This is a genomic window from Desulfovibrio simplex (assembly GCF_055387835.1).
Genome location: NZ_AP042377.1, coordinates 1,700,656 through 1,718,871, shown reverse-complemented (window position 1 = coordinate 1,718,871; position 18,216 = coordinate 1,700,656). Strand labels below are relative to the sequence as shown.

Annotated in this window: 12 protein-coding genes; 3 read left to right on the top strand and 9 right to left on the bottom strand. The window is 54.9% G+C overall.

The genetic code is table 11. From position 1 onward, the window contains the following. Positions 1-210: 210 nt before the first annotated feature. The 4 genes from ACZ5DH_RS07055 to ACZ5DH_RS07040 all read right to left on the bottom strand — a co-directional run bounded on the left by ACZ5DH_RS07055 (position 211) and on the right by ACZ5DH_RS07040 (position 5,802). Positions 211-1,419, bottom strand: coding sequence for an anaerobic glycerol-3-phosphate dehydrogenase subunit C (locus tag ACZ5DH_RS07055; RefSeq protein ID WP_464256363.1), 1,209 nt, complete (start codon positions 1,417-1,419; stop codon positions 211-213). Beyond that, positions 1,416-2,699, bottom strand: a complete 1,284-nt coding sequence (gene glpB, locus ACZ5DH_RS07050) for an anaerobic glycerol-3-phosphate dehydrogenase subunit GlpB (RefSeq protein ID WP_464256362.1) — start codon at positions 2,697-2,699, stop codon at positions 1,416-1,418. Before glpB ends, ACZ5DH_RS07055 begins: the two co-directional genes overlap by 4 nt. Next, positions 2,683-4,290, bottom strand: coding sequence for an anaerobic glycerol-3-phosphate dehydrogenase subunit GlpA (gene glpA / locus ACZ5DH_RS07045; RefSeq protein ID WP_464256361.1), 1,608 nt, complete (start codon positions 4,288-4,290; stop codon positions 2,683-2,685). The genes glpB and glpA overlap by 17 nt, the downstream gene beginning before the upstream one ends. Positions 4,291-4,713: 423 nt before the next feature. Next, positions 4,714-5,802 (bottom strand): LacI family DNA-binding transcriptional regulator, encoded by a 1,089-nt coding sequence (locus ACZ5DH_RS07040; RefSeq protein ID WP_464256360.1) that lies wholly within the window; start codon positions 5,800-5,802, stop codon positions 4,714-4,716. 640 nt (positions 5,803-6,442) lie between these two features. Between ACZ5DH_RS07040 and ACZ5DH_RS07035 the strand changes: the two genes are divergently transcribed. Both ACZ5DH_RS07035 and ACZ5DH_RS07030 read left to right on the top strand, forming a co-directional pair. After that, on the top strand, positions 6,443-7,804 hold the full coding sequence (locus ACZ5DH_RS07035; protein WP_464256359.1) for an MFS transporter: 1,362 nt from the start codon (positions 6,443-6,445) through the stop codon (positions 7,802-7,804). A 14-nt stretch (positions 7,805-7,818) separates the two neighbouring features. After that, entirely contained in the window at positions 7,819-8,649 is an 831-nt protein-coding gene (locus ACZ5DH_RS07030) for a phosphodiesterase (protein ID WP_464256358.1), read from the top strand. A gap of 236 nt (positions 8,650-8,885) precedes the next feature. Here the strand turns inward: ACZ5DH_RS07030 and ACZ5DH_RS07025 are convergent, their stop codons facing one another. The 4 genes from ACZ5DH_RS07025 to ACZ5DH_RS07010 all read right to left on the bottom strand — a co-directional run bounded on the left by ACZ5DH_RS07025 (position 8,886) and on the right by ACZ5DH_RS07010 (position 16,292). Next, positions 8,886-10,409: an outer membrane homotrimeric porin gene (locus ACZ5DH_RS07025; RefSeq protein ID WP_464256357.1), complete on the bottom strand. Its 1,524-nt coding sequence runs from the start codon at positions 10,407-10,409 to the stop codon at positions 8,886-8,888. A gap of 117 nt (positions 10,410-10,526) precedes the next feature. Next, on the bottom strand, positions 10,527-11,837 hold the full coding sequence (gene uhpC / locus ACZ5DH_RS07020) for an MFS transporter family glucose-6-phosphate receptor UhpC (protein WP_464256356.1): 1,311 nt from the start codon (positions 11,835-11,837) through the stop codon (positions 10,527-10,529). Between the two features lie 1,831 nt (positions 11,838-13,668). Next, complete coding sequence (locus ACZ5DH_RS07015) at positions 13,669-14,151, bottom strand: YbjN domain-containing protein (RefSeq protein ID WP_464256355.1); 483 nt, start codon at positions 14,149-14,151, stop codon at positions 13,669-13,671. A 572-nt stretch (positions 14,152-14,723) separates the two neighbouring features. Continuing rightward, the gene (locus ACZ5DH_RS07010) at positions 14,724-16,292 is read right to left on the bottom strand and encodes an APC family permease (RefSeq protein WP_464256354.1); all 1,569 of its coding nucleotides are present in this window, start codon (positions 16,290-16,292) and stop codon (positions 14,724-14,726) included. Positions 16,293-16,862: 570 nt separating this feature from the next. On the opposite strand from ACZ5DH_RS07010, the gene ACZ5DH_RS07005 reads away from it, so the two are divergent. Next, positions 16,863-17,015, top strand: a complete 153-nt coding sequence (locus tag ACZ5DH_RS07005; RefSeq protein ID WP_464256353.1) for a hypothetical protein — start codon at positions 16,863-16,865, stop codon at positions 17,013-17,015. Between the two features lie 153 nt (positions 17,016-17,168). Here ACZ5DH_RS07005 and ACZ5DH_RS07000 read toward each other — a convergent pair whose 3' ends face one another. Beyond that, positions 17,169-18,176 (bottom strand): proline racemase family protein, encoded by a 1,008-nt coding sequence (locus ACZ5DH_RS07000; RefSeq protein ID WP_464256352.1) that lies wholly within the window; start codon positions 18,174-18,176, stop codon positions 17,169-17,171. Positions 18,177-18,216: the final 40 nt, after the last annotated feature.

Sequence of the window (18,216 nt, the reverse complement as noted above, 5' to 3'; positions counted from 1 at the left end):
TGCGCTGTTAAGCGCCGAAGCATGCGTGTCTTAAACTTTGAGAATGTCCATTCTCAAAGTTAATCTGGTCTAAAAGAGCAAACAGGCGTCTGTGCCAGCGTATTGCTGGCACAGACGCCTGTTTATGATCTTGATCTACGTTTCCGCCGTGAAGTCGCGTGCCTTCCACGGTCTTGGGCCGGGCTGCGCCTCACCTGAGCATGGCCTGCGCTACACCTCAAGCCTGCCGCGCAGGATGCTGACGGGGTGCAGGCAGGGCGTGCCGCTGCCGTGCACAATCTGCACCCGGCAAGTGCCGCATTCTGAAGCGGAAATATCCGCTCCGCTTTCACGTATGGTGGAAAAGAGGGCAGACCCGACCTGCCGGGCGATTTCATATTTTTCTGTCTTGAAGCCGTAACTGCCTGAAATACCGCAGCATCCCGCATGGGCGTCAGTTACGCTGACGCCGGGCAGCCTCCGTAACAGTTCAAGGCTGGGCAAGCCATTGCCCTGGGCCCGCAGATGGCAGGGCGCGTGATACATGATCTTCATGTCGGGCTGGTTTGCACGCGAAGCCGCTGGCGCAAGGTCCAGTTCGCCGGAATCTGCGCAGGCCAGCAGAAAATCCTGCGCGTCGTCCAGGCGGCAGGCTCCATATCTTTCCCCCAGATCAGGGAAGTATTCCGGCAGGTCAACGCGAAACATCAGGGCGCAACTGGGACAGCCGGTAACCACGGGCAGGCCCTGGTCGCGCCACTGCGCCAGCGCGCGAAGGTTATGCTCCGCGTTGCTTCTGGCATGCTGCCAGAACCCGTTGGCCACCATAGGCAGGCCGCAGCAAACGAGATCCTGCGGCACAATAACCCTGTAGCCGGCGCGGTTCATGGCCCATATCATATCCAGCCCGGTCTGCGGATCATAAACGTCAACATAGCAGCCGGGGTAGAAAACGACGCTGCGCCCGGTTTCTGGCTGGCGCACCTCTTTTGCGAGACTGCGAAAACTGCGGCGCGCAAATGCGGGCAACGGGGCGCTCCGGTGGATGCCAAGCCTGTGCAGGACCTGGCGCGTGACCGGGTTGAGCATGCCGAAATTTTTCAGGGCAGCCGGGATGCGGTGCAGCCATTTGGCCATAAGCTCGCCATGGCCCAGTACCCAGTCCCGCAGGCCGGGAGGCGTCTTGCGGCACTGGTCGGCTCGCGCCATCATGTTCAGGCTGGATACAGGAACGCCGTGCGGGCAGGTAATATCACAGTTTTTGCAGTTTGAGCAGTAGTGCAGCGACGGGTCTTCGTTCAGCCCCAGCAGGCGAAAGCGTTCATAGGCCGGGCCGATCATGCGCGGGCCAAGAAATTTGGGCGTCGCATCGGCAACAGGGCAATGCACCACGCAGGTGGTGCAGGCTATGCAGTTGTCAGGGTTGATACGGACGCTCATCTTCCTTCCTCCGCAGCGGCGGCAGCCATGCGCCCCGCCTGCCAGCCCGTGGCCACGGCAACGCCGTGCCCGCTTTTTTCTGTCGCATAGTCGTATCCGCCAAGGCTGCGCCCCGCAAAAAAGACATTGGGCCAGTGAACGGACGCCTGGGAATCCGTCGGGCGCATGGCATTGTCGACACGCACGCCCATTTCGGCAAAAAAGTGTCTGCCAAACAGTTCGGGTGAAGACCACTGTTCCACATTGGCAGGCGCTGCCACATCCAGTCCCATGACGTTTTCACGTACCATGCCGGGTTGCAGCGCCAGACCGCCGCCAAGAATGCCCCCGGTGGCAAGGACAAAGGTTCTGGCTTCGTGTCGTCGTTCCTGGCCTGAAGCTTCAGCTATAAGGGCCGTGCATGAGTCGCCGTCTGTCTCGGCGCGCAGTGCCCTGGCGTTTTCAACCATCTCGAAATCGTAACCGCGCAGCGCGCGCAGCAAGGCGTCACGCAGGCGCAAGCCACCCACGCCGGGGGGGATGGACAGCATCTCCACCACCGGGCATCCCGCAGCTTTTTCAATGGCCTGCCAGGTTTCCGGCTGCGCTTTGCTGCCGCAAACAGGCGGCAGCAGCACAAGGTCGCAGGAGCCCGCACGGGCTGCGAGGGCGTCGGTGAGCCATTGGCGGCTCCGGGGTTTGTCCATGAGGCGGGCAAGGTCAAGAGCGCTTGCGCTGCGGTGGGCCTCTCCAAGCGGGGAGGGCATTGTCAACTCGGAAAATTCCCTGTCGGCCCATGACCTGTAGCGGCGCAACTGGCTTATGATCAGGGCCGGGCGGCAGTCGCGCAGTCCCTCCACGCTGGCCACAAGTACGCGGCGCGCGGACGTCAGGGCAGAAACATTCACTCTTTCCGGCAGAAGATATGTGGGCTTGAGCGTGCCCATAATAGTTGGCATATGCACATTGCAGGGCTGACCGTCGGCGTTGGTGGCCGTCCGCATGGGCCAGTGCTGATCAGCCATGTGCTGCTGGAAAAAATGCAAGGCCTCGCGCACGGTTTCTTCGCCCATAAGCCTGTAGGGATGGCTGGCAGGCAGCAGAGCCACGCCTGCCCAGGGATCGGCCGCATATCTGCCGTCAACATAGCCGAGCAGGTCGATAGTACCGCCGCTGATGGCAAGAGAACCCATGCCGGTCGTGAGCATACGCACCTTTTTTCCCCGGCTGGCGGCGGTAAGGGCAGCCATAAAACCGGCCATGCCGGAACCCACCACAAGAACGTCAGCAATCCTGCTCATGTTCGGCTCCGTCAAGGTTGAGGGTAGAGGCGTATATGGCCCGGCTCAGCTCCATTTCACGGGCCTGCATGCCCCACAGGGCAAAGCGCAGACCGCCCCAGCGTTCCTGTAAAAAGCGCCGGACATTGTCCGTGGGCTTCAGTTCCAGGTGCACGCCATGCTCGGTCAGCGCGCCCACCGTTCGCAGAGAGCAAAAGGCCCCCTGACAGGTCCCCATGCCCAGGCGCGTGCGCAGGCGGATGTCCGTAAGGGAAAAAATGGCAGGTTGGCGTGCCACATATTCGATTTCAGCCATGCTCACCATTTCGCATTCGCAAAGCAGGGGATTGTCTGGCTGTTTTTCGGCAAGCTCCAGCACGCCCGGCAGGTCGTCCCCCAGGCGGTCGGCCATGAGGCGCAAGCCCTGCATGGGAAAAAAGCGGGCCGCGCGTTTGAGGGTGCTTTCATCCACATCGTGAACCAGAGGCTCCTCGGCGGTTTTGCACGGCGCGCTGTGTCCGAGCTTTGCGCAAACCCTGTCGGTGACGCGTTCGGCCATGAGACGGTAGGTGGTGAGTTTGCCGCCAAAGATGCTGATGAAGCCCTCAAGCCCTTCATCGGCATGGTCGACAATATGAAAGTTGCGGCTGGCCTTGCGCCCTGAAGCGCCGCCCGGCGTGTACAGGGGGCGCGTTCCGGCGAAGGCGCGTAAAATGCGGTACTGGCGCACCTGTGGAAAAAGCGGCTCGCCAATGTCGAGCAGGCGCAGCACTTCTTCAGTGGTGGGCGTTGTGTCATCCGGTCTGTCTGTGGGCGCGGATGTGGTGCCCAGAATGGTAATGGAACCGTGGGGCACAAAAATATCGCCATCGCCGCTTGGATGCAGCCGGTTGATTACCCTGGAGGTAAAGCGGTGATTGAAGACAATCAGGGTGCCCCTGTCGGGTGAAAGGGAAACATCAAGTCCCGCCATGCCCGCAATGTGCCCGGCCCATGAACCGGCGGCATTGACCACGACCTGACAGGCGATTTCAACGCGTTCTCCGGTATGACGGTTAACCGCCGTAACACCCTGCACCCGGCCGTTGCCCAGTTGTATGCCCGTGGCTTCATGGTAGGTGAGCACGCGCCCGCCATGCCTTTGGGCAGACATGGAGTTATGCAGAACCAGACGGAAGCCGTCAACGCACGAGTCCGGCACTCGAAAAACGCGGCGCACCTGGGGCGAAAGGTTCGGCTCAAGGCGCAAAGCCTCGGCAACCTCGACCTCCTGCGCGCTGATGCCCGCCGCGCGGCAGCCTTCAAGGAACTTCTCAACGTAGGCAGGATCATCCTGAGGTGTGAGCGCGAAAAATCCTTCAGTTTCTTCGACGCACTGCCTGCCGATGCGGCGCACGATCATGTTTTCTTCAATACATTCGCGGGCGGACTCGTTGTCATTGACGACATACCGCGCTCCGCTGTGCAGCAGACCGTGGAAGCGCGAACTGGTGCCGTGGGCTATACCCCCCTGTTCCAGAAGAACGGCGGGGATGCCTCGCATGCTCAGGTCGCGCAGGGCGCCGATGCCCGTGGCCCCGCACCCGATAACTACGACGGTGGTTTCCAGCATGTTATATCCTGCTATGTGTCCATATTGCGTAAACGGCCTGTGCTGCGGCTGTTCGCTCCGCAGAGCCGCAGCAACCAGAGCGGATGGCCTTTTTGGTTTGTATTCTGGATCAGATTACCTTTGAAATACCGCATAGTTCAATTTGTCATTCTGCAGAAAATGCGATTTTAGGCAGACTCCACGCCGCGTTGCGGCGCACGGCGCTCTTGTGCAGCGTCAGAGCATGTTAACTCTTTTCAAGGTTAAGATGCTCTGACGGATGAAAACCCCATCGGGATGCGTAAGAGCGCGTATCCCCGGCTGTCCCGCCATCACGCAAGCGCTTGCCCACGCATTGCCACGGTATTTTCAACCCGAACTGCCTGGGCATGCTGCCCCGAAACGCATGCGGGGAGAATAAAGGCATCTGGCCTGCGTGGTTCGCTATATTGCGCGTGTCCGGGGCAATCCCGTGGACGCGCGTACGATGAGTTTGTGGCTGATCTCAACCCTGGTGATGTTGCGGCTTGAGATCTGGCCGCTGATTCTCGCATGCAGCAGTTCCAGGGCGTTGTGCCCTTTATCCTGAATATAGTGTTCCACTGAGGTCAGGGCCACTTTGCCGAACTGTGACGGCAAAAGGTTGTCAAAGCCGCAAACGCTGTAATCTCCGGGTATGCTGAAGCCCGCTTCTAACACGGCGTCCATGACGCCATAGGCGACCATGTCGTTTACGGCTATGAAAGCGGTGATTTTTTTATCCACAAAGCAGCCTCGGGCAAGCTCATGGCCAACGCTGTGCTCTATGAGCAGGTTATCCAGTTCAACCTTTGGCGTGATGGTGCGGCTTTTGACCAGCAGGGTTCCTTCGGGGCAAAGCTGGCTGATGGTGGTCTGTAGACCCTTGAGGCGTTGCATGCGGATAGAGTTGCAGGAGTCCAGCGTTGTGGAAATGTAGGCCATATGCTTATGGCCCAGTTCGCACATGTGCCGGGCAATGAGGCTGCCTGCATCATAGTTGTTCAGTTCAACCGTGTCCACACTGAGGTCAACGCGCCTGTCGCCCATGACCACTACGGGCATCTTGCCTCCCACGCGTGAGAGAACTTCATCCGGATGAGCCAGCATGGTGAAGATGATGCCCGCCATGCCGGTGGATTGCGCCAACTGGACCGCGGCGAGTTCACTTTCAAGACTGCGGTAGGTGGTGGATATGCAGGTGGCGTAATTTTTTTCGGCGGCGGCCTGCTGCACGGCCTGGATGATGGTGGCGTAGTAGGGGTTGGTGACGTTGGGCACGACAATCAATATGACAGGCCCGCCCTCTATGAGAGGTTTGGCCCGGCGCTCGCGGCCGTAGTTCAGCTTGGCGGCGGCGGCCATAACCCCTTTCACGGTTTCTTCCGCAAAGGATACGCCTTCACGCCCATTGAGTATCATTGAAACCGTCGCGGAGGATACGCCCGCCACGCGGGCTACGTCCTTCAGCGTGGTTTTTTTGGCGATTCTCGGGTTTTCACCATCAGGAGTCATCTTTAATTCCTTTATTCCCGCTGCGTGTGGTCTTTGAGAGGTATAGTACCAAAAATTTTCAGCTTGTGGCCATATCGTTTCGCGGTGCCGCAAACAGCGGGGCATACGGGCCCGACCCCACAGGTTGTGCCTGGTAGCATGCCCCCCCGCAGTGGATCTCGCCAGCGGTTCGGGCATATGGCGCGAACAAATACTACGGTCAAGTGTTGCGGGCGCTGCAGCGAGCACTGTGGGCAGACGCCGCGGCCGTGTCCGGTCGTGGTCGGCCGCGCGCTGGCGCCAGAGCAATGGTATAGCGCGGGCTCCGTGGGACGGGGCATCGCCGCCGCAGTAATGCCGCCACATGGTCGGGCAGGGAGCGAATCGGGAATGGCAGCATCTTTCAACTGCCGTAACTTCCCATGTACACGTTGGCGAGTCAATAAAATAAGCTAAAAACTTTAATAAAATTTCAATTGACACAAAAATCTGCAGCGTGATAATCCGAGTGCAAAGCGCCTTTTTATGTGCGTGGGTTAAGTTTTGAGCTAATTTTTAGCTCAAAAAATTTAATTATTTTTTACTAGTAGTTGTAGATTCTATTAAAACTTTTAAGTGTCGTGCGGTAGGGCAAATCCCTGCCAGCAGCCGTGGAGGGAGCATGCCCAACGCAGGAATGGATAAACATACCACCAGCAAAAAAGAAATGCGCAAGGTGGTTATCGCCAGTTTGCTCGGTGCCACCATTGAGTGGTACGATTTTTTCCTTTATGGGGTCGTGGCTGGCATCGTTTTTAGCAAGCTCTATTTCCCCACCGCGGATCCCTTCATGGGAACCATCCTGGCGTACAGCACCTTTGCCATCGGTTATCTGGCGCGCCCGCTGGGCGGCTTCATCTTCGGGCACTACGGCGACAAACTGGGCCGCAAGCGCATGCTTATCCTTACCATGCTTATCATGGGCATTGCCACTGTGGGCATAGGGCTTGTGCCTACCTACGCGTCCATCGGCATAGCCGCCCCCATCCTGCTGCAAACACTGCGCTTGTGTCAGGGGCTTGGCCTTGGCGGCGAATGGGGTGGAGCGGTTCTCATGACCTATGAATACGCCAATGAGCGCGAAAAGGCATTTTATGCCAGTATTCCGCAAATGGGTCTGGCCACGGGGCTTTGCCTTGCTTCCGGCGTGGTGGCCCTGCTTTCCTGGTTGCTGACCAATGAGCAGTTCATGCAGTGGGGCTGGCGGCTCGCCTTTATCCTCAGTATCGTGCTTATCGCCATTGCCCTTTATGTGCGTACCCACATCCTTGAAACCCCCGAATTCCGAAAAGTTCAGGACGAGGGTCATACTGAAAAAAAGGTCATGCCCATCGTTGCGGTGTGCAAAAACTATCCTGGCAATATCGCCCTTGGCGTGGGCGCGCGCTGGATTGACGGCGTGTTCTTCAACGTGCTCGCCGTATTTTCCATCAGCTATCTTGTGCAGTATATCAACGTCACGCGCACCGAGGCGCTGACGGCGGTCATGATAGCGGCGCTGCTGATGTGCCCCTTCATTCTTATCGCCGGACGTCTTGCCGACCGTTTCGGGCGGGGCCGCATTTACGGCCTGGCCAGTCTGGCCTGCGGCCTGACCATATTCCCGGCGTTCTGGCTCATGCAAGGCAGCGGCGGCAATATGTTCATCATAGGCCTTGCTATAGCCATTCCTCTCAGTATCTGCTATGCAGGTGTTTTCGGGCCGGAAGCCGCGCTCTTTTCTGATCTTTTTCCGGCAGAGGTGCGCTATACGGGCATATCAATAGTCTATCAGTTCCCGGGCTTTCTTGTGGCTGGTATCGTGCCTGGCGTGTGTACGGCACTTATGCAGTGGAATGACGGCAATCCGTTCTATATCTGCATCTTTGTGCTCATTGCGGCCGCAACCAGCGCACTTTCCGCCTTCACCATCCAGCGCAGGCACAACAGAGCCGAGCTTCAGGCGCAGGCTTTCAACGCCGCCCAGGCCGGGGCAAAGCTGTAATATCAGGGGTGATCATGCGTATATTGCAATTATCTGACACACATCTGCGCGGCGACAACAAGCTGTCGTTCAGAGTGGTCGACACACGCCGATGCCTGGACGCCACCCTGGCGCACCTGAAAAGCATGGCGCAAAAGCCTGACATCATCGTCCTCAGCGGTGATCTGGCCGACAGCGGCGACCTGAACGCCTACCGTATTCTGGTGGAATCGTTCACGCCCCTGAACATCCCCATCTATGCGCTGCCCGGCAACCACGACAGGCGCGACAGGATGCAGGCCGAATTGAAGGACTGGTGCCCCTCGGACGCCAATGTTGCCCCACACATCTGCTACACGGTTGAAATGGACGATCTGCGCCTGATCGTGCTGGACAGCACGCATCCCGGTTCGCATTCGGGGCATTTTTTTCCGGCTGTGGAAACCTGGCTCACCGGCGAGCTGCGCAAAAGGCCGCAGGTGCAGACCATGCTTTTCATGCACCATCCGCCGTTCACAACGGGCCTTGGCGTTATGGACGAACCGTTTGAAAACCAGCAGAAGTTTGCCGCTGTGATCGCGGACAATCCACAGGTGCGGCTGTGTTTTGGGCACATGCACCGGCCCATAATCACGCAGTGGCAGGGGCGGCTGTGCGTGACCGCGCCCTCGGCGGCCATGCAGATAGACCTGGATCTTTCGCCCGGAGGCGGGGATACCTTCGTTATGGAAACGCCGGGGTATCTTTTGCACCATTGGGAAAACCAGACCTTGAATACGCACGTCTGTCAGATTCCGACGAATGTGACCTTTGACGGACCGTATCCTTTTGCGGATTCCGTCAATCCGGTCGGGTCTACCTCCTGAGGGACCTGGGCCTGACGTACTGTCCTTGTTGAAACATTCTTGGCAATAAAAAACCGGCCTGAAAGGCCGGTTTTTTATTTGATAACCTGAACCGCTGAAGTGGAGCCAAGCCTGATCATACGCACCGTGGCTGTAATTGGGCGCATGGCGCATATCCGGCAGGCCGGTTGCGTCGACCACAGGATAATCCGGCGGATCGCGGCCAGGAACAGGACGAACCGTCAGGACGGATTGCCCTAGAAGGTGTATTCAAAAACTACCTGAGCCTTCCATACATCCTGCTTGTCAAAGCTGGTGTTTCGCGCTCCGGCTTTTTTCCACGTGTCATTGTCCATAAAGTTGGCGAGGTAGTCCAACTCAATATTCATTTCAAGATTTTCGTATATTTTATAGCTGTTTATCAGGTTGAACTCGAGCAGTCCGTCATTCGTCGTCAGGTAAGGCCCATCGGATTTACTCCAGCCGCCGCTCCAGGCATAGGCGGAATCCATATATTTGACCATGCCTGTGCTGTTGGTGCCGCCCCAGTAGGCCACGCGAAGTGTATGGGTAAGATCATCGATGAAGCTTACGTTGCGCACCTGTGCGCCCAAGCCCCAGCTACCAGAGTAGCTCACGTTGAAGTCTTGCCGGATCCAGCCCAGGTTGCCGTCACCCATGAAAGAGGTCATGCTGCCGTTGGGGACTATGGAAGGCATGCGGCCAGAACCGTTCTTGGGATTGCCGCTGTCGCCAGTGCCATACCAGCCGAAGATACCCGGAATGCCCCAATCCATCTTGTATTCAACCAGGGCTTTGCCAATGAACCCTTGGCGCTCGGTGCTGGAACGTTTGCCCACGCCATTTTTCGAGGCAGTAAAGCGCCCCATACTTTCAACGTAGCCGTAGTTGAGGTCCACTTCAATATTCAACGGTTCCCACAGTGACAGTGTAATGGGGAGTCCCATCCAGAAAGTGTTGCCATATCCCTTGTCGGTGTCGCCGATATTTTTCGCGCCGGTCATGCCGGGGTACGGGCGCAACGTGTACTCCAGGTTGCCGTCAGCCGTATTCCAGGAGTTGCTGCCGCTACCCTTATAATTCTTAAGGGAGTTGGCCCCCATCATGCCGTACATGACCCAGGGCGTTGCGGATATTCCGTCAAATTTCAGGGGGAGCGACAGAATGAACAGGTCCATATTGTCCAGGTAATTCTGCCGGTTCGGATTACCGCCCCCATCGTAGTTATCATTCAGAGGGCGAGCCCAAAGGGCTGTGACGCCGGAATTTTCATTGAACTTGTAGGAAGCGGCCACTCCTGCCACATCAGTTTTCATGACAGCCGAGCCGCCCGCCACCTTGGGCAGTTCCACGCCCTGAATGCCCATGCGGATTCCAAGAGCTGTATGGGGCACAATCCAGTCAAAGTAAGCGCGCTTGAGCTTTATCTGGTCTGAGCCGTCAGCGCCCAGGGCCGCGCCGTTCTTACTTTTACCCCACTGCATGGTGCCAATTTCAAAGTACACCGTTCCAGACAATGATTGGGATGCCACAGCATCCACCTGTATGCGCAGTCTCTGGGCCGCCTGAAACACGTCTTCCCTGTTAGCCTTGGTCTGGCTGGCGTCGTTGCCGTTACGGTACTGTTTCATGGGGGATATTTCGCTCGTTCCAAACCCCCAGCGCCACTGTCCCATAGCTTTGAAGTCAATGGCGCTGGCTCCGGTTACTGCGCTGAGCAGCATACTGGCAGCCAGAAAAAGTGTCGCGATGCGTTTCATTATTTCTCCTTAGGTTTAAGGGGGATGAGATATGGCATCTGTGTCAGTAAACGTAGCAGGGCGAACAGCAGGGGAGATCCGCGGTCCCCCCTGTATCGGGAATTGTGAACAGCAGACTTATTTCTTTCCGCCAATGATGGGCACAATAAGTATGGCTGAAAGCAGTGATGCCGCGGTCATGACGATGAAGAAGCCGTTCCAGCTTGTGGTTTCGATGATCATTGCCAGCGGCAGGCCTGTGCAGGCGGCTCCCAGGTATCCAAAAAGTCCGACAAAGCCTGTTGCCGTGCCTGCGTATTCCTTGTGGCAGACTTCGGCGGCGGCCATGCCAGTGAGCATCTGGGGCCCGAAGATGAAAAAGCCGATCAGGAAAAATACGGAGCCAAGGGCGAGTTTTGAGGTCAGGGGCAGAAGCCAGAGCGCGCCCACGGAACACATGATGCCCAGCATGAAAATGATGTTCATCGGGATGCGGTTGCCCTTGAACAGCTTGTCCGAGCCCCATCCGGCGACGATGGTGCCGATGAAGCCGCCGATCTCAAGCATGGTGATGGCGCTGTTTGCCACAAGCAGGTCGACGCCATGTTCCTTCACAAGGTACATGTTGGCCCAGTCGTTGACGCCGATGCGCACGACGTACACAAGCACGTAGGAAACGGCCAGAAGCCAGATGTATTTGTTGGTGAATACGTAGAGGCGCAACACCTGCCATGTGGTGAGCGAGTTTTCGCTTTTCTTGACCTGCTCGAGCTCCAGCTGGTCCTTGCGCCATTCGCCCACCCTGGGCAGTCCCATGGATTCCGGTCTGTCCCGCATGATGACGCAAAGGATGATGCCCACCACAATGCCTATGATGCCCGGAATGATCATGCCGTAGCGCCAGCCGTAGTGTATGGCCAGCCACCCGGCGAGCAGCGGAATGATGGCGCCGCCCACGTTGTGCGAGGTGTTGCACACGGCCCACCAGAAGCCGCGCTCGTTGCGGGAGTACCATGTGGTGAGAATTTTGGTGCAGGGCGGCCAGCCCCATCCCTGAAAGAACGCGTTGAGCCCCCAGAGAATGGCCAGTGCCAGCAGTGACGAGCTCATACCAAAGGCAATGTTGATGATGCCTGTGACGATGAGTCCAACACCCATGAAATAGCGTGGATTGGACTTGTCGCTGATGATGCCGCCCAAAAACCGTGACGAGCCGTAAACGATATAGAAAATGGTGCTCAGGATGCCCACGTCCGAGAGCTGCCAGTCAAGGTCCTTGAGCATGGCCGGCATGATGGACTTGTAACTGTTGCGTGTGAAGTAAAAGATGGCGTATCCCAACCATATGGATGCCATCATGTGTATGCGCCAATAGGCATAGTCTTTGTCTATCTCTTCTGAGCTCTTGGTAACCGGGCGCGCAGGCGAGGCCTTGAGGAAGTCTAACATGGCGTATCCTTGTCTCAAAGGTTATGAAGAATATATGTGTGGCTGGTGAAACTCTTCTGAGCTCGCTGTATTTACTTGCGTGATTTTGCTGCTTCGGGCGGCAGCTTCATGTCGTCTGATTGCCGGGTGGGTTTTTCAGGGCTTGCACATGGCGCCCCTGCATTCCTCGCGGTTGCCTCGAGGGCGCAGCCACGCAATCCGCATGAGTATCGGTGCCGGCAAATCTGATGGATGCCGTATTTGCGGCGACCCTCGCGCAGTCAGAATTGGCATCGCAAAGAATGAACCCGGCGACAGCGATACAAGTACCGTAAGCAGCGTGGTTGAAATAAACGTCGAGTCCGTCAGGGTGCGGCATTACCGGATTTGCGGGGAGGATTGCACGCCGAGCCAGGGCATGCAGGCTGTTTGTCGGGGCATTCCGCCCCTGCAAGAGCATCCGGTGTGCAGCCATGCCGGGGGCTTGTGTTGTGCCCGATACGTGAACATGGCTGCGACATGGAGAGGGGCGCGCTTTGCTGGATGAGGATTCCATTATGCACCGGGTGGCGCGACGGCTGTGAGCAAAACCATATTTGCCACAACTCGGGGGGGGAGGAGCTTCGCGTTTTGTTCCGGCCGTGCCACTAAACAAGCACGGACTGGAAAAGAAAAACCGTGTGTAGCGTTTGACAGTCTCTGAATTTTTTATTGGACAGTGAGCGACGATTTTTTTTGTGTGTCCATAATGGCAGTACAAATATCCATCCCATGACGTTATTGGCGCCAAGTGTGGATTTTGATAGGTAAAAATGCTTGATCCTGATACTTTTATATTATTGCTCATGGTATCACCATTCATCGTTACTATGAGTATTTTCGCCATATTGGGTGCATTTTTCATTTTTGCTTACTATGTGTCTTTTCTATTAACATATAGATGTGGTGTTATTTGATATTTGTTGCTAACTGATGCTGTTTTTTTTATGCTGATATTGGTTAATATGTGAATACAAATGATGTTATTGCTGCATTGGATATATGAAATTAATGCTCCATAACTGCAAAAATATTGCCAAGTTTAAAACAGTGTGGAATTATTGCGATGTTTGAAAAAAATTAATAGATGAAATATACACATGTGTGAGTCGTAATGCTACATTTGTAGTGTTTTGAATCACCAAATTATATGGTATTTTATTGTGAAATATATGATTGTCTAATATTTAAGTAGATAATTCTTATGCGGTGTAAAAGCCCTTACACGTATACAACTGATTTATTGTTAATATGCTGAGTGAGAATATTATTAATAATTTATGGGCGTGGAATGTATTGGATAAATGGCTGTAAGCGAAGGTAAAAAGCCAATCTGGTGAGGAATGAATCCGCATTGTGCGTCCGGGAAGGATTTTTTCTGTGCGGTAGGTAGGCAATATGCGTGAAAATATCGTGCGTCTGGTGTTGGATGTGGCGTCATATCAACGGTGGATAACAGGAGAACTCCACGTGGCTGGTGCAAGCTGCAGGCAGATTTTATTGGGCGAAGTAATCGCTGCGCAGGGGATACGATAAAGCTGCGTGGACACGATTGCGGCAATTTCATACCCCCGTTTTTTATGGCGGCTGGCACTAGCCCACAAAAAAACCGGCCATAGGGCCGGTTTTTTGTGGTTTATGATAAAGTTACGCCCGTTTCGGTGGTTAGGGTAATCTCACTTTGAAGTTTACCCTGGCGTCTGCGTGGGCAGGCGTACGCCGTGAAGCATAAGCATGACTTGTCTGCGCTGGTAAGCGCCGAACCGGGAGTGCCGAAAACATTGAGAATGCGTATTCCAAATGTTGATCCGCGCTAGGGCTGTGTACTTTGCGAAAGCTGCTGCGAAAAATGTTTGAGCGACGTTTGCCACAGGTCGAACATTTCTTCCAGATTCTTCTTGGTCATGCCATAGCGCATGAAGACGTCCATTTCCAGGATGAGATCTCCGTCTTTGTCAATATATGCTCTGGTATACATTTTTTGGGCATTCCAGGTATTGACCTTTTCGAACGGAAAATCCTTGATCTTCCACACGCCAAGAAACTGCAAGGTGCTGCAACTCTTGCCGTCAGAACAGCCAGCGAACCACACGGCGTACTTGGTGCCGTCCATACGTCCCTTGAGGACGGGGGTTCCCTTGCCCGTTGTGCTCAAGTCCGCACTGCCAAAACCTTTGGCGATTTCAAGCACGGCCTCATGATCGGAGGCGGTGACAATATCGTTGCTGGCCATGGCGCTGCTGGCAAAAATGCATGTCAGGCATACCCCCAAGGCGAAGGTTAATAATTTGTTCATATGATCTCCTGAGCATTGTTTTTCAACATATGTTTAGTGTTGCAGTTTAGGCGGATACGAAAATTCTTCCGGATGTGGGAAGTGCTCGCATCCTTTCTGCGGAACAGGGTGATTTTGTAAGTACATTATCAAAGCTTATGGCTCGCCTGCTTCAATGTTCGGGAGCGGCTGATAGGCCGCGCCACCATATCACGGCGTGCGCCTGCTCCGCAGTCGCCAGGGCAATTTCACGGCGAAATCACTCTTGCACTATATATCATAATTTTATTATTTTAAAAGCATTATATCTGCATAGATTTTTTGATGTAATATAGTGTAATATAATATGTAATTAGGGGAAATTAAAGATATTGGTATTATACAGCTATGATAAAAAGCGCCGCATCTGTCGCGTTAATGCATTTGAGCATCGTGTTGCGTACGCAACATGCCATCCATTAATCTTTTGTGTGTCGCAAGATGCCGAGTGTAAGCCTTATGTGGTTTTGAATCATGCAGTCTTGCCGCATAAACAAAGGCATGCGCCGAAGCGTTAAGCTCCGGCGCATGGGTTAAGGGTGGACGCAAAAATGTTAATCAGCGTCGGGGGCTTCGGTGATATTGGCCGTTGGCAGGCACGTTTTCATGGCCCAATAATAGCAAATCAGAGCCACGAGGCCCATGGCGACCACATCCCAGGGCGCCGTCAGGATTCCCTTGCCCCCGAAGGAGCCAAGGTAGGAAATAATCAAGGTCAGTATGTAGTAGCCCACAAGCCAGAGTGATGACTTGATTTGCTGCTGCAGGCTCACGTGCTGGGTCGGCACTTTTTTACTGGCAAGGATGTATGTAACAAACAGCAATAGCTCTATGGGGTACAGCCAGCAAATGACGCTCCATCCCGACCAATACACGATAAGGGAGGCAATGATGAAGGTCAGCGGCGAGATGATTGCCAGGGCACGAACCCGGAAGGGGCGGGGTAAGTCAGGAGCGTTTATGCGAAGCGCGCCACAGGCAATGGGGGCAAGCGCATAGCTGAGGCACAGGGCGCCGGAAACCACATTGATGAGTTCCTTCCAGGAAGGGAAGGGCATGGTCCAGAAAATGGAAAGAGCCAACGTAAGCCAAAGCGCGGGACGGGGGATACCCGATTTTTTGTCCACAGCGGAAAAGCGGCTAAAGAACGTGCCGCTCCGCGACCATGCGTAAATGACCCGCGGAGTGGCGACCATGTATATATTGCCGGTGCCGGCTGGGGAGATGACCGCATCGGCCACCACAAGGATGCCCAGCCAGCCAAGACCCAGCAGCAAAGCGATGTCATGATAGGGAAGAGAAAACTTTGCTGCTATGTTGCCCCAGCCCTCGGAAAGCATGTCCGGGGGAATGCTGCCCAGAAAAACCAGTTGCAGTACGATGTATATAATGGTGGAAAGCACGATGGACAGCAGCAGGGCAATAGGAATGGTGCGCTGGGGATTTTTTACCTCGCTGGCCACCGCTACCACTGGGGTCAGGCCAAGGTAGGCAAAGATGACACCCCCGGCGGTTACCGCCATCTGCACGCCGTGGCTTCCAAACGGTGCAAAGCCGTGCGCCGTCAGGTTTTCCGGCTGAAAGTAGTACATCAGAACAACCATCACCAGAGCGGGGACCACAAATTTGAAAAGGCTGATGATGTTATTGGCGATGGCGAAAGATTTAACGCCGTTATAGTTGATTATGAAGAAGAAAACCGTCAGCAGAAGCTGGGCTATCCAGCCTGCCAGGGTTGGTGAGCCGGAGGCGTCCGCCGTAAGCCAGGGCAACCATGCCGCAGCATACTGGCGCGCGGCCACCACTTCAATGGCGATAAGGCTTGAAAAGGCAATGACCGTCAGTGAGGCGAGCAGATACCCGACAAGCTCGCCGTGAGAAAAAACAGGGAAGCGAATGATGCCGCCAGCCTTGGGTAAGGCCGCTCCAAGTTCACAATATACAAGGCCAAGAAAGAATACTGTGATACCACCTATGATCCAGGAAAAGATTCCTGCAGGTCCCGCGTATTGCGCAACATAACTTGCTCCAAACAGCCATCCGGATCCAAAAATAGCCCCCAGCGCCACAAACGTGAGGTCTGTGGTATTCAATTCTTTTTTGAATTTTCCTTGTTCAGGCATAGAATCTTCCTCCCACTGTGTATTAGGTATCCGATGTTATTTAAGCAGCTCGTGAACATTTTCCCACTCAATAGCCACATTAAAATGGCATCAACTGTATATTGGTAGGTCCATACCTGTGGTAATGTGCAAAAATATTGCCACAATGAAACTATCTGCAATAATTAAGTTATAAATATACCTATTATAATTATCATTTTATTGCAGTGAAGCAAAATGCTACAGATGTATTTTTTTGAATCAATGATGTTTGTTAAGAGTGTGGTCCGGATGTTTTGCGTCAGCACACTTCGGCATGGTGCAGCGCGCAGCAGCGTGGATAGAAAAAATGGAGCCAGAGCATTTTTGAAATTGCTCCGGTGGCTGTGCGATCAGGCGCTCGTAGTGCAGGCGCAACCCCAGATTGTCTGCTCGAGCAGGGCTGCGGCGCATCTTTTTCATTGCCGTGTAAATGCAGGCGAAATATTTACGTATGAGCCCTTCCACATCGTCATGCAGATCAAGGCTTGAGGATTCACATATGGCGCAATTTTTTTGAAATGCGCAGGCTTTGCGCCGGGGAGAGTGAGAATGGCGCGGATTCTGGCGCAAAGCCTGCGTGGAAAACAGAGAGGTGTTACGACATGTCAGGAAGTGTTTGCGGAAGACCGCAAATACGAGCGCTTTTTATCTTTTCCTGTGGAGTCATTGCATCACAAAAGCAGTGCCGGTTTTTCAAGGTAACTCGCGTCAGGGTAATCGCACTTTGAAATTTATCTGGCGGCAGCGTGAGCTGGCGTTTATCGTGAAGACGCAAGCGCCGGTTTGCCTGCACTGTTCGGCGACGCAGGGGCGTGCGTAAGCTTTGAGAATGCGCATCCTCAAAGGCCATCCTGCCTAATCCAGCCTGAATCCCTTGCCCAGCGTGTCCGAAGGGTCAATGACAAACTGGTGAAAACCCGTGAGGTAGGCCGTTCCGCTTACCTCCGGCACGCCGCCCTTGCAGGGGCCCACAGTGGCGGGCTCCACAATTCTCGCCGTGAACTGGGTGCCTATGACGCTCTCATGCACAAATTCCTGGTTCAGGCCCAGTTCGCCCTTGGCAAAGAGTGAAGCCACTCGCGCGGAAGTGCCCGTGCCGCAGGGGGAACGGTCGAGAGAATCAGGTAAAAAAACCACTGTGTTACGGTACGTTGCCTTGGGATCGTCAGGTTGGGTGTAGAACATCACGTGGGTGATGACATTGATAAAGGGCTGTTCCGGATGTTTGAAATCCACGGCCTTGCGAACGGCTCCACCAAATGCCTGGGCGGCTTTTTCAATGACGGAACGGTAGCCGGAGCGCAGGTTCAGGCCAGGAAAATATTTGGCGTCAGTGATGGCGTATGTATTGCCGCCATAGGCCACATCATAGGGCACCTCACCTATGCCGGGCACGTCGACCATGCCGGAACAGAACAGAAAGGAGGGAACATTGCGAAAGGTCACACGAGTGACCTTGCCGTCCTTCATTTCCGCTCTGGTTCGCACCAGGCCGGCGGGGGTGTCTATATTGACGTTGCACACGTCGCCTTCAGGAACAATTGTTCCGCTTTCAAGCATGGCCGTGACGCAGCCGATGGTGCTGTGTCCGCACATTGGCATGAGCCCGCCAGCGTCAATGAACAGTATGCCCATATGCGCTTCAGGATTGCACGGGGGAACCCATATGGTGCCTGACATATTGCTGTGCCCGCGCGGTTCAAGCATGAGAGAGCTTATAAGCCAGCCGAGATGCTCTTTGGCGTAGGCCATTTTCTCCTGCATGCTTGTTCCCTGAACAGCAGGGCAGCCAGCCACCACGTTGCGTGTGGGATTGCCAGCCGTATGGGTGTCAATGGTCTGGATCATGTGAGACAGTTTCATGGCGGCTCCTCTTGAGTTACGGCCTGGCCAGTTCCTCATC

Bases quoted from the DNA above. Each gene is read 5' to 3' on its own strand.
- ACZ5DH_RS07000 (WP_464256352.1), bottom strand. From the start codon at position 18,176: ATGAAACTGTCTCACATGATCCAGACCATTGACACCCATACGGCTGGC.
- uhpC (WP_464256356.1), bottom strand. From the start codon at position 11,837: ATGTTAGACTTCCTCAAGGCCTCGCCTGCGCGCCCGGTTACCAAGAGC.
- glpA (WP_464256361.1), bottom strand. From the start codon at position 4,290: ATGCTGGAAACCACCGTCGTAGTTATCGGGTGCGGGGCCACGGGCATC.
- ACZ5DH_RS07035 (WP_464256359.1), top strand. From the start codon at position 6,443: ATGCCCAACGCAGGAATGGATAAACATACCACCAGCAAAAAAGAAATG.
- ACZ5DH_RS07030 (WP_464256358.1), top strand. From the start codon at position 7,819: ATGCGTATATTGCAATTATCTGACACACATCTGCGCGGCGACAACAAG.
- ACZ5DH_RS07010 (WP_464256354.1), bottom strand. From the start codon at position 16,292: ATGCCTGAACAAGGAAAATTCAAAAAAGAATTGAATACCACAGACCTC.
- glpB (WP_464256362.1), bottom strand. From the start codon at position 2,699: ATGAGCAGGATTGCTGACGTTCTTGTGGTGGGTTCCGGCATGGCCGGT.
- ACZ5DH_RS07025 (WP_464256357.1), bottom strand. From the start codon at position 10,409: ATGAAACGCATCGCGACACTTTTTCTGGCTGCCAGTATGCTGCTCAGC.
- ACZ5DH_RS07015 (WP_464256355.1), bottom strand. From the start codon at position 14,151: ATGAACAAATTATTAACCTTCGCCTTGGGGGTATGCCTGACATGCATT.
- ACZ5DH_RS07005 (WP_464256353.1), top strand. From the start codon at position 16,863: ATGGCGCGGATTCTGGCGCAAAGCCTGCGTGGAAAACAGAGAGGTGTT.
- ACZ5DH_RS07055 (WP_464256363.1), bottom strand. From the start codon at position 1,419: ATGAGCGTCCGTATCAACCCTGACAACTGCATAGCCTGCACCACCTGC.
- ACZ5DH_RS07040 (WP_464256360.1), bottom strand. From the start codon at position 5,802: ATGACTCCTGATGGTGAAAACCCGAGAATCGCCAAAAAAACCACGCTG.